General features: G+C 68.7%; 9 protein-coding genes. 6 read left to right on the forward strand and 3 right to left on the reverse strand.

All coding sequences use genetic code 11. The features are described from left to right. Positions 1–29 precede the first annotated feature (29 nt). The 3 genes from KY661_RS17765 to KY661_RS17775 form a co-directional block, all read right to left on the reverse strand. Positions 30–1,742 carry an acyclic terpene utilization AtuA family protein gene (locus KY661_RS17765; RefSeq protein WP_225411322.1) on the reverse strand — a complete coding sequence of 571 codons (1,713 nt, stop codon included), beginning with the start codon at positions 1,740–1,742 and terminating at the stop codon, positions 30–32. A 72-nt stretch (positions 1,743–1,814) separates the two neighbouring features. Further along, a complete protein-coding gene (locus tag KY661_RS17770) occupies positions 1,815–2,711 on the reverse strand; it encodes a DMT family transporter (RefSeq protein WP_225411323.1) in 897 nt (298 codons plus the stop codon). A gap of 15 nt (positions 2,712–2,726) precedes the next feature. Further along, complete coding sequence (locus KY661_RS17775; protein WP_225411324.1) at positions 2,727–3,254, reverse strand: hypothetical protein; 528 nt, start codon at positions 3,252–3,254, stop codon at positions 2,727–2,729. Positions 3,255–3,375: 121 nt separating this feature from the next. On the opposite strand from KY661_RS17775, the gene KY661_RS17780 reads away from it, so the two are divergent. From KY661_RS17780 to KY661_RS17805, 6 genes are all read left to right on the forward strand, one after another. Next, positions 3,376–5,538: a DUF4139 domain-containing protein gene (locus tag KY661_RS17780; RefSeq protein WP_225411325.1), complete on the forward strand. Its 2,163-nt coding sequence runs from the start codon at positions 3,376–3,378 to the stop codon at positions 5,536–5,538. Beyond that, on the forward strand, positions 5,539–7,092 hold the full coding sequence (locus KY661_RS17785; protein WP_225411326.1) for a mucoidy inhibitor MuiA family protein: 1,554 nt from the start codon (positions 5,539–5,541) through the stop codon (positions 7,090–7,092). A gap of 11 nt (positions 7,093–7,103) precedes the next feature. Next, positions 7,104–8,165, forward strand: a complete 1,062-nt coding sequence (locus tag KY661_RS17790) for a Rieske 2Fe-2S domain-containing protein (protein WP_225411327.1) — start codon at positions 7,104–7,106, stop codon at positions 8,163–8,165. Positions 8,166–9,091: 926 nt separating this feature from the next. Then, positions 9,092–10,393, forward strand: coding sequence for a serine/threonine-protein kinase (locus KY661_RS17795; protein ID WP_317987276.1), 1,302 nt, complete (start codon positions 9,092–9,094; stop codon positions 10,391–10,393). Positions 10,394–10,500: 107 nt separating this feature from the next. Beyond that, positions 10,501–11,070 carry a hypothetical protein gene (locus KY661_RS17800; protein WP_225411329.1) on the forward strand — a complete coding sequence of 190 codons (570 nt, stop codon included), beginning with the start codon at positions 10,501–10,503 and terminating at the stop codon, positions 11,068–11,070. Beyond that, positions 11,070–11,501, forward strand: coding sequence for a hypothetical protein (locus KY661_RS17805; RefSeq protein WP_225411330.1), 432 nt, complete (start codon positions 11,070–11,072; stop codon positions 11,499–11,501). Before KY661_RS17800 ends, KY661_RS17805 begins: the two co-directional genes overlap by 1 nt. Positions 11,502–11,578 lie beyond the last annotated feature (77 nt).

Raw genomic sequence — 11,578 nt, forward strand, 5'->3', positions numbered from 1 at the left:
CATGCACCGTGCGTGTATGACGCGTCCCGTCAGCCGGGAGCGGTTCCCTGCAAGAGCGCCTCGGGCACCTCGACATGGCGGGCGCGGAGCCACTCTCCGAGTGCTTTGCCCTGGGGATCGAACCGCGTCGAGGAGGAGACGCCCTCGCCGAGCAACCCATCGATGACGAAGTTCAGCCCCCGCAGCTGGGGGAAGACATGCCGCTCGATGGGAAGGGCCTTCGCCTCGGGGAGCAGCTCCCGGAGCGCATCCACCGTGAGCGCGTGCGCCAGCCACCGCCACGCCTCGTCCGTGCGGACCCAGAGCCCGATGTTCGCCGTGCCCCCCTTGTCGCCGCTCCGGGCGGCGGCGATGCGCCCCAGCGGCACGCGGCGCGAGGGCCCCGGGGGCCAGGGCGCGGGAAGCGCGGGAGGATCCACGGGCGCAAGGACGCGCGTCTCCTTCGACGGGGGAATGCGGGAGCGCTCGCCGCTGGGCAGGACGGCGATGTGCTCCGCCTGGCCCGCATCGATATATGCGGGCGTGTACACGCCATAGGGCGCGCCGTCCCCGGGCGGCGTCGTCAGCGTGAAGCCGGGGTAGCTCCCCAGGGCCAGCTCGATGGCCGCGCCGCTGAAGGCCCGGCCCACCACCTTGGCATCGGGATCCTTCACCACGACGCGCAGGAACGCCGCGGCCTGCTCCTCCGTGGGGGCATCCTCCCGGTCGGTCCGCACGAGCGTCCAGTGGACTTCCCGGGGCCGCTTGCCCCAGGAGGCCTCGAGCTGCTCGCGGACGAGCTGCGCCTTCTGCTCGATGTCCAAGCCCACCAGGACGAAGGTCATCTCGTTGCGGTGCCCGCCCAGGTGGTTCAAGCAGACCTTCACCGTGGGCGGCGGCGGCTCTCCCCGGGCTCCCGAGATCCGGACCCGGTCGCGCCCTTCCTGGGACAGCACCACCGTATCGAAGCGCGCCGTCACGTCGGGTCCCGCGTACCGGGCCCCCGTGATTTCGTAGAGCATCTGCGCGAGCACCGTGTCCACCGTCACCGAGCCCCCGGTGCCCTCGTGCTTGGTGATGACGCACGCGCCGGAGGCGTCGATCTCCGCAATAGGAAAGCCGGGACGGCGGACATCCAGCTCCGTGAAGAAGGAGAAGTTACCCCCGGTGGCCTGCGCGCCGCACTCCAGCACGTGGCCCGCCACCAGCGCCCCGGCGAGCGCGTCCCAATCCTCGGGCTTCCAGCCAAAGTGCGCGGCGGCCGGTCCCACCACGAGCGAGGCATCCGTCACCCGCCCGGTGACGACGATGTCCGCGCCCGCGCGCAGGCACGCGGCGATCCCCCACGCGCCCAGGTAGGCATTCGCCGTGATGGGCGTACCCAGCCCCAGGGACTCCGTGCGCCCCAGGAGGTCATCCCCCTCGACGTGGGCGATCTGGACCTTCACGCCCAGGCGCCCGGCCAGGGCCCGGAGCGCGGCGGCAAGGCCCGCGGGGTTCAAGCCTCCCGCGTTGGTGACGATCTTCACCCGCTTCTCGGCGGCGAGCCCCAGGCACTGCTCCATCTGCCGGAGGAACGTCTTGGCGAACCCGCCGTCCGGATCCTTCATCCGGTCCCGGCCGAGGATGAGCATCGTCAGCTCGGCGAGATAGTCCCCGGTGAGGACATCGAGCGGTCCCCCTTCCAGCATCTCGCGGAAGGCCGAGAAGCGATCGCCATAGAAGCCCGAGGCATTGCCGACACGAAGGGAGGAGGTGCTCACGAAATCTCCACGGGTTGCGAACCTTCCAGGAGGCTGCGGGGGTGGGTATACCACCCTCCCCGGCCACGCGGACTAGGAGGGCCGCTGCTGGCTGAGCGCTACGCTGCCCAGGATCAACGTCCCGGCGATCGCCAGCGTGAGCGTCAGCGGCTCTCCCAGCAACAGCCAGGCCCAGGCCACGCCGAACAGCGGCACCAGATAGGTGACGGTGACCGCGCGGGAGGCGCCAATGCGCTGGATGAGCCGGTAGTACAGGACATAGGCAATGCCGGAGCAGAGCACGCCGAGCGCCGCGGCGGACAACCACGACACCATCGGAATGGGCTGCGTGGGCCACGCCACGGCCGCGAAGGGCAGCGTCAGCACCGCCGCGCAGGACAGCGTGGCCGAGGCGACCGCGCCCGCGGGCAAGCCGGAGAGGTGGCGCTTCACCATGTTCACACCAGTGCCGTACAGACACGCGGCCGTGGTTCCCGCCGCCACCGCGCCACCGATGTTGGCGCCTGCGGCCTTGCCACTGGCCAGCACCACCACGCCCCCGAAGCCCACGGCCAGCGCCACCACCCGCCGGGGGCCAATGCGCTCGCCGTAGAAGACGAAGGCCACCAAGGCGGTGAACAACACCGCCGTGCTGTTGGTGATGGCGGCGATGCCGGCCGGGGCACGCTGCGCGGCCCAGGCGAACAGCGCGAACGGCAGCGCGGAGTTGATGGCGCCGATCAACGCCAGCTTCGGCCACAGCTTGAGCGGGAACGCCCTGCGCGCGCCCCAGAGAAAGGGCAGCAGCACGAGCCCTCCCAGCGCCAGCCGGATCTCCACCAGGGGCAGCGCCCCGAAGTCCTTGGCGGCGATGCGCATGAAGAGGAAGGACGCGCCCCAGATGGCGCCCAGCAACCCCAGCTCCACCGGCGTGAGCCACACGGCCGGCAGGGAGGGCGTTGCCACAGGGGAATGTGCGGGATGGCTCATGACAGTGCAGGTGCCTTAGAACACCACGCCCGCGCCGACATGCGGCAACGCGGTCAACCGTTCAATCCGCAGCACCGACAGCCCCGCGGTGACGAAGACGCCCACATTAGGCACGGCGAGCTCCAGGGAGGCGGCCACCCCGCCCGCGGGGAACGAGAGGAGCGACACGTCCGGCTCCTCCCGGGCCGCGACCCCCAGGGAGAACTCCAGGAAGATGCGCCCATGGGGACCCGCCACCGGCGCCACCCGGAACACCGCCTCGACAAGCCCCAGGTGCGAGCCTTCGTGCCACTCGTCCCAGTGGCCATCGGTGAGCATGAGGAAGCCCGCGCCCACCTCCATCCGGGGGGCAATCACCCAGGACACGCCGGCCTTCATCCCGGCCTCGGCGGACACGCCCTCCGTCGTGATGACGCCCGAGCCGAGCGCCGCGATGCGCCATTTCGTGCACGGATACTCGCGGACGTTCTCGCAGATGGGATCCGGATCCTCCCGCAGGCGCCTGCGGCGCTGGGCGGAAGCGGGCCCCGGAAAGACCACCACGAGCACCAATCCAAGCCAGCACAGGCCCCAGAAGGTTCTGGCACCGAACGAGAGAGGGATTGTCACACCGTGAACAGTACTGCATCCTCGGGCCTGCGGTCGCCCATGGAAAGGGGCCCCCATGCTCGTCGTTCCCTCCGTCCTGGACTCGGTCACCGTCCACGCTGACGGTGCGCTGTGTACCCGCGTCGCCACGCTCTCCCCGGAGAACGGCCGGTGGCCCACCCAGGTGCGCATTCAGGGCCTGCCCCCGGGGCTCACCCCGGGCTCGCTGCGCGCTTCCCTCCTGCAAGGCCCCCCGGGCCTCACCGTGAGGGACATCCGCACGGGCTTCGACGTGCAGCTGCCCCCCGAGGTGGACCTCCCCGCGGAGCACCGCGCGCTCGAAGAGGCCCAGGAGGCGCTCGCCCGCCTCACCACCGAGACCGAGCAGGTGCAGAAGGAGTTCGAGGCCCTGCGCAAGCTCGGGCCCTCCTTCCTGAAGCCCAAGGCCGGGGAGGCGCCGCGCGAAGCCTCGCCCACCGCCGTGCTCGCCCTGGGCGCCTTCCTCGACACGGAGCTGGCGGCCCTGCATGTCCGCAAGCTGGAGCTGGAGCGGCGGCAGCGGGATGCCTGGGCGGAGGTGGAGCTGCGCCGGCGCCGGATTCAGGAGGGCTCCTCCGCGGTGCGCGGCCAGCGGGCGGTGCTGTACCGGGCCGCCACCCTCACCCTCTCGGAGCTGGGGAGCGTGGAGGGCGCGGCGCGCCTGGCCCTGGAGTACGCCGTGAAGGGCGCCCGGTGGTTGCCCGGCTACGAGCTGCGCATGCCCCGCTCGCTCGACGGGGGCACGCTGCGCATGCGCGCCTCACTGCTCCAGCACACGGGCGAGGACTGGACGGGCGTGAAGCTCTCCCTGTCCACCGCGGAGCTGCACCGGCGCGCGGACGTGCCCGAGCTGAAGGCCCTGCGCATCGGCCGGCGCCAGCCTCCCCCCGCTCGCTCGGGCTGGCGCGAGCCGCCCCCGGGGCTGGACGAGCTGTTCTCGGGCTACGACGCCGCGAGCAGCCGCGCGCCGCTGCCTCCCCCACCCCCGAAAGCCCAGGCCAAGCCCGAGCCTCCCAGCGTCAGCGCCCCGCCCCCGGCGGCGCGTCCCGGTTCGAGCAGGTCCACCGGCGCGTTCCCCGTGGCGGCCATGCCCCCGCCCCCGCCCCCCGCCGCCGCGCCCATGCGGAGCATGGCCCGGGGCGGCGGCGAGAGCCTCCGGAAGAAGCGCGTCGCCAAAGAGCTCATGGCCGAGCCAGAAGCCCCGGCCGAGATGGACGACGCCCTGATGGACATGTCGGAGGAGGAGAGCAGCTTGGGAGGCTTCGGCGGGGCCGCGCTTCAGCAGGACGAAGCCGAGCCCCTCGCGGGCCTCGAGCTGGGCGGCGGCCTGCTGGACTACGGCGCGCTGGAGCTGGGGGCGGCGGACCAGCCCGGCCGCCGGGGCAAGCTGCAACCCCAGCCCGCCCACACCCAGGAACTCCTGGCGCTCACGGCCCTGCACATCCAGGTGGACATCGCCGCGCTGCTGCTCGTGCGCCAGCGCTCCGGAGAGACGGGCGCGCTCCCGCCCCCGCCGCCCTGGACGGTGCCCCCCCGCGAGTCCTCGCCCCACTTCGACTACCGCTATGACGTGGAGGCGCGGATGGACGTGCCCTCGGACGGGCACTGGCACACCGTGTCCGTGTTCTCGGCGCCGGTGGGCCTCACGGCCGAGTACCTGTGCGTGCCTTCCGTGGAGCCGCGGGTGTTCCGCTCCGTGAAGGTGGAGAACCGCACGCCGCACGCGCTGCTCGCGGGCCCGGTGGACGTGACGCTCGGGGACGAGTTCCTGATGAGCTCGCCCCTGCCCACGCTGGCGCCGGGGGCCACGCAGCGGCTGGGGCTGGGCGTGGAGGAGTCCCTCAAGGTGTCGCGCAACACGCGCTTCGACGAGGCCTCGGGCGGCGTCTTCGGCGGCGCCACGGTGCTTACCCACCGCGTCTCGCTGGAGGTGGCCAACCGGCTGGGCCGGCCGGTGACGGTGGAGCTGCGGGAGCGGGTGCCCGTGGTGCCCCCGGGCGAGAAGGACATCAAGGTGGAGGAGGCCGAGGTGAAGCCCCCCTGGCGCGCGCCCACGCCCCTGCCCGGAGAGCTGCCGGTGGAGGGCGAGCGGGCGTGGCGGGTGACGCTGCAGCCCGGAGAGAAGCAGACGCTGGACGCGTCGTGGAACGTCAAGATTCCCTCGAGCAAGATGCTCCAGGGCGGCAACCGGAGAACGTAAGTGAGCCCCCCTGTCACCCTACCCGTCGTCAAGGTCACCGTCCTGGAGGATCGCGCGCTCGTGGAGCGCCGGGGCGAGGTGATGCTCCCCCCGGGCCCGCACCCGCTGCGGGTGGAGGGCCTGTCGCCGCTCGCGGTGGACCGGTCGCTCCAGGTGTCCCTCTCCGGGGGAACCGTCATCGGCGCGCACGTGAGCCGGGCCTGGAAGGAGCAGCCCCCGGAAGGCCTGCGCGAGCACGCCACGGCGCTGGGCCGCCGCATCGAGGCGCTGGAGGAGGCCGTGCGGATCGCCGCGGGCGATGTCCTGCGGCAGGAGGCGCGGCTCGGCGTGGCGAACGCCGCCCGGCAGGACGTGCTCCGTGCCATCTCGGAGGAGGCGGGCGCCGGAAAGGCCGCGCCGGACACGTGGCGCGAGCACCTGGCGCTGGTGCGGGCCGAGGTAATCACGACGGAGGAGGCCCTGCGCCAGGCGCGCAAGCGGGAGGCGCGGGTCCAGCAGGAGCTGGCCGAAGTGAGGAACGCACAGGCCCAGCAGGAGCAGCCCGAGCAGAAGCTCCTCACCTCGGCCCGGGTGGAGGTGAACCACCCCACGGGCGGCACGGCGACGCTGACGGTGGCGTACCTCGTCCCCTGCGCCGTGTGGCGCCCGGCGTACCGCGCCACGCTGCGGCCCCAGGAGGGCGGCGAGCGCGTGACGCTGGAGTGCGAGGCCGTGGTGTGGCAGCGCACGGAGGAGGACTGGACGGACGTGGAGCTGGCCTTCTCGACGGCGCGCCCCACCCTGGGGGCCAATCCCCCGAGGCTGGAGGAGGACCGGCTGTTCCTGCGAGAGAAGACCGTGCAGGAGAAGCAGACGGTGGAGGTGTCCATCCGAGAGGAGGCCCTCCAGAGCACGGGAGAAGGCGGCGCGCGGCGGACCGAGGAGATGCCCGGCCTGGACGACGGCGGCGAGGCGCTGACCCTCAAGGCGCCCCACCGGGTGACGTTGCCCTCGGACGGCGCCCCGCACCGGGTGCCGTTGTTCCAGTTCACCGCCCCGGCCACCTCGGAGCTGGTGGGCACGCCGGAGCACTCGCCGCTGGTGCACCGGGTGGCGCGCTTCGAGAACGCGGGGCCGTCGGTGCTGCTGGCGGGGCCGGTGGACCTGGTGCGCACGAGCGGCTACGTGGGCCGGGCGCAGCTGGCCTTCGCGGGCGTGGGCGAGCGGCTGAAGCTGGGCTTCGGCAGCGAGGACACGCTGCGGATCTCCCGGCAGGTGGAGACGAAGCTGGACACGAACCGGCTGACGGGACGGCGGGTGCGGACGCACTTCGTGAAGCTCTTCCTCTCCAACACGGGCACCCAGGCCGAGACGCTCGCCATCGAGGAGCGGATGCCCGTCTCGGAGGTGGAGGCGGTGGAAGTCGAGCTGCTCAAGGACAAGGCCAGGCCAGCCCTTCCGAAGCTGAACGCGGATGGCATTGCCCGGTTCGAGCTCTCCGCCCCGCCCCGCTCTCAGCAGACGGTGGACTTCGCATACACCGTCTCCAGCTCCGCCAAGGTCGCGGGGCTTTAAACAGAGCGGCTATGCTCACCGGCATGGACGCCATGCCGGATGTCATCACCCGCTTCTTTCATCCCGTTCTGAAGGCCCGTGAGCTGAGGGACAAGCCGGTACGGGTCGAGGTGGCGGGGCAAGCCTACGTCCTGTTCCGGGATGGGACGGGAAAGGCGGCGGCGCTGGCGGATGCCTGTCCGCACCGCTTCGCCCCGCTGTCGGCGGGCCGGGTGCGCAAGGACGGGCGGCTGGAGTGCCCCTACCACGGCTGGACGTTCACCGCCGAAGGCCAGGGCCACAGTCCGAGCCAGCCCAGCCTGAAGAAGTGTGACGCCCGGGCCTTCCAGCTCCTCGAGCGCCAGGACTACCTGTGGCTGGCGGGAAAGGACACCCCGCTGTCGGCCTTCCCGGACTTCGCGCCCGAGGGGTACGAGTACACGGGGGCCTTCTCCATGCTCTTCCGCGCGCCGCTGCACGTGGCGATCGACAACTTCAGCGAGGATGAGCACACGCCGTTCGTCCACACGCGCCTGGGGTGGGAGGGGCGCGACACGGGGGCCATCGACTTCTCCGCGGAGAACCTCGACGACCGGACGGAGGTGCACTACAGCGCCCCCCAGCGGACGAGCCTGCTCATCCGGCTGCTGCTGCTCCAGCCTGGGGACGTGTTCCACAACGACTGGGTGACGCGGTTCGATCCGGTGCGGACGGGCTACTCCATCCACTGGGAAGACGCCTCGGGCAAGTCGCGCCCCTTCCATCACCACTTCGCCATCTTCATGGTGCCGGAGACGGCGGCCACGACGCGCTTCCACGTCTTCTCTTTCCTGAAGCTCGTGGATCCCCGCTTCCGGCCGTTGATGCCGGTGGTACGCCGGGCGCAGCGGCTGCTCGCGTGGTTCGAGATCCGCGACGATGCCCAGTTCATCCCCGTGGTGGCGAACACGCCGTACAGCTTCAAGGGCATGCGCCTGGGCGTCTACGACAAGCCGCTCATCCACCAGCGCAAGCTGCTGGAGCGCATCTACTTCGGCCAGGGCGCGGCGGAGGAGTCCCCGCCCCTGTCCCGCGCCCAAGGTTCCCGGCAGTAAGTCAAGACAGGAAAAGTGTACAATGAAGCCAAGTGCATGGCATGCATTTATCGTCCCAGCAATGGTGCTTGTTTTTCTTTTCGCCCCAAGAGGACATGCGACAGACACTTCATCACAACTGATCGTCACCAATGTGGATGTCGATTATGTGGGCGGACAGTTTTACATTTATGGCAGCAACTTTGGTACCGCTGCCCCGATCGTCAAGTTGGCTGGCATGTCCTTGTTGCTTCGCCAGAACCAAGACACCGCCTTGGTTGTTGCCGTGCCCTCCGCGTTCTTGCGTTCACCGGGCGCCTATCTCTTGACTGTGTCGGCTGGTTCGGAGCCGGCTCGAAATGATGCGTTCTACCTGACGCTGGGCGCAGCGGGTCCTCAGGGGCCCAAGGGAGAGACAGGAGCCCCCGGGGCAACGGGAGCGAGGGGTCCTCGGGGCGACACGGGGCTCCAGGGCCCTCAAGGAATTCAGGGGCTCAAGGGCGACACAGGTTCCCAAGGCCCTCAAGGGCTTCAGGGCGACACGGGTCCTAAGGGCGACACAGGCCCCCAAGGGGCTCAAGGGCTCCAGGGGCCCCCTGGACCGCAGGGCCCTGCTGGACCAGGGGGTGGGGGAACGAGCTGCGCTGCCGCGAGTTTCATGGACCCAACGACGTTCATCACCATCAATACCCCCGCGTTGACTGGTGGCCAGATACATGTTTCAACGTTCATGAGCGCGAGCGGTGATATTTATAAACACCTCATCCAATGCCTGAACGGTCACCCTCGAATCATGGATGTGAATGTTTATCGCCGGTGATGGCCGCTCCGGCTGACCATCATTAATCACGAGGTTGGGCCGGAATGACAGGCGCTCCCTCTTCCAGCGCAAGAGGACCCTCGGCATGCCCCCTGGCCTTGAGCCGCTCATTGGAGCATGGCGGTTGATGGCCAGGAGCGGCCAGGGCGCCTATGGCACCGTCTATCGCGTTGAGCATGTGCAGCAGCTGCCTCCCGGCCCCTTCGCCTTGAAGCTGGCGATCCATCCGGAGGATCTCCGGTTTGAGCGGGAGGCGGAGCTGCTCTCCCGCCTCCACCATCCGCATGTCCCGAGGCTCCAGGACCGGGGCTGGTGGACACCTCCGGGTGGCCCCTCCTTCCCCTACCTCGTCATGGAGTGGGTGGAAGGCGTGTCCCTGTACACCTGGGCAGCCGAGCATGCCGTGACGTCTCGCCAGGTGCTGCGGCTGCTGGCGCAAGTGGCCCGAGCACTGGAGGCCACCCACGCCGCGGAAGGAGTCCATCGCGACGTGAAGGGCCACAACGTGCGCGTCCGGCCCGGCGGCCATGCAGTGCTCGTGGACTTCGGATCCAGCCACTACGCGGGCGCGCCCACGCTCACGCGCCACCTGCCGCCGCCGGGAACTTCGCAGTACTACAGCCCCGAGTCTCTGCGCTTCCAATGGGAGCATCACCAAGAGCCCACGGCGCGCTACCTCGCCCAACCCACCGATGACGTGTACGCATTGGGAGTAACCGCCTACCGGCTCGTCACCGGCAGATACCCTCCTGCCGTGGAGAGCAAGAAGACCCGGGGCAGCTTCCGGCTCATTGCGCCTGCCCGGGTGCCGCCTCGAACCTGGGTGAGACTGGCGCCGGAACTGGACGCGCTCATCGAGCGAATGCTCTCCTATGAGCCCTCGCAGCGAGGCACTGCGGCAGACATCGCCTCCGCGCTCGAACGGGCAGCACAGACCTCACGTGCCCCAGCGGATCAGCCCATCACCCCACGGCCATCTCTCCTGTCCCGGCGACAAAGGCTCCACTCTCCGCCCTCACGCTCCTCCAGGTCAGGATGGCTGTCGCTCGCAGTAGCCATGACCGTGGGACTGGCCGTCGGTGCCTGGCGGGAGAAACGGCCTGCATGGAGAGATCGCTCGACGTCCGGAACTCGGCACGAGAAGGACGAAGGAGTGGTTGGTCTCGCAGAGACGGTGCTTGACCCCTCTCAAAACAGCCCATCTCTCGAACCCATGCAACAACGGGTCGGCCGCGACTTGCCGAAAAAGCCGTTCCCCGGGCAGCGCCGTCCTCCCTGCGAACCTCCCGCCATTGAGGTGAATGGTGGATGTTGGGCACTTTCGGAAGGGAAAGCCCCACCGTGCGGCGAGCAATTCGTTGAGTGGAAAAAGGCATGCTACTGGCCCATCCTGGCTCTCCCTCGCCCCTCTACCTCCGCGACACCTTGAACTCATCACGTCACAGGCAACGCCTGAAAACACTTGTCTGGGTCTTGATGGGCCAGCTTGGCTTCACGTGGGGGTGTGCGAGCAATCCTCACGTACGGGTACGCAGGATGGAGAACGGACTGCTTCAAGTGGACGGCCCCCTTGCAGGGCCCTTCACCAAACCAGAAACGCTGGCAGCAAGCGCATGTGAACTCATGACCCAGGAACCCGGCTCTTCCAACGGTCTGTATGGCTCGGAGTACTGCGCCTTGTATTACTACTCACCAACGCATGATGCTTTCTTCCTCAGCTACCTTTCCGACATCAAAAGCAGTCTGTCAACGGAGACGAAAAGCTGCGAGCTTCCCCGGGCGGTCAATGATCCTGGCCACAAGGATGCGCTCATCTTGGGTGGAGTTCACACCCATCCCCATAACCGGAAGTTCTCACGGCGTGACTTGAGTATCGCCACTCGTTGGAGCCCCACCCGCTTCGTGGACAAGCGCACGGGGAAAATCTTTGACCGAAGCTTGCTGATGTTCTTCCGGGAAAGAACGGGAGAATGCAGAGCCTATCTCTACAATCACTTCACCCTCATCGTGTCCGCTCTGAGAGACGGGGAGATGGTTCCCATCGGGAAAGTCAGCAACGACGCTGGCGACATCCAAATGCTCGACGGCAAGGATTGGTTACCCTGATGAAGACCCACTTCAAAAGAAGCACTCTTGCCCTCATGACCTGCTTCACGGGTCTCACTGCTTCGTGCAGCCACTTCGGCTATTACAAGCATCAAAAAGCCGAGCGCGCGCCTGCGGAGGAAGCCGCTGCCATCAAGTTTCCCGATTCAATGGAACAGGGCACGCATCTCACGGGCCCCATGATGGCCGCGCTCAAGGTGGCCATGGATGACTACCGTCCGCCCGGGCTCAACCCCGATGCACTGAAGCCGCCTGACAGCTGCCTGGCACGGTGGGACTTCATCCAGACCACCGTGCTCCAAGCGAGCGACACCCTCTTCTACATCGACTTCTCACCTGATCTTCGTCAATGCGGCCCAGGCTTCATCATGCTCGATTCCGGAGCAACTTACGCCGTGGACAACAAGGGCCGGATCCTTTCCCGAAACTAAGGAGGCTGGAGGAAATAACTTTTCCACTTTCAGTTGTTGAACCAATGAACTTGGCAACGAGGAAAGCGGATGGACGA

Origin of the sequence: Allostigmatella hybrida, from assembly GCF_020103775.1 — a bacterium.
Classification (GTDB): Bacteria; Myxococcota; Myxococcia; order Myxococcales; family Myxococcaceae; genus Hyalangium; species Hyalangium aurantiaca.

Excerpts from the sequence above, each read along its gene's own strand:
- KY661_RS17770 (WP_225411323.1), bottom strand. The coding sequence starts at position 2,711 with ATGAGCCATCCCGCACATTCCCCTGTGGCAACGCCCTCCCTGCCGGCC.
- KY661_RS17780 (WP_225411325.1), top strand. The coding sequence starts at position 3,376 with ATGCTCGTCGTTCCCTCCGTCCTGGACTCGGTCACCGTCCACGCTGAC.
- KY661_RS17790 (WP_225411327.1), top strand. The coding sequence starts at position 7,104 with ATGCTCACCGGCATGGACGCCATGCCGGATGTCATCACCCGCTTCTTT.
- KY661_RS17795 (WP_317987276.1), top strand. The coding sequence starts at position 9,092 with ATGGCCAGGAGCGGCCAGGGCGCCTATGGCACCGTCTATCGCGTTGAG.
- KY661_RS17800 (WP_225411329.1), top strand. The coding sequence starts at position 10,501 with ATGGAGAACGGACTGCTTCAAGTGGACGGCCCCCTTGCAGGGCCCTTC.
- KY661_RS17805 (WP_225411330.1), top strand. The coding sequence starts at position 11,070 with ATGAAGACCCACTTCAAAAGAAGCACTCTTGCCCTCATGACCTGCTTC.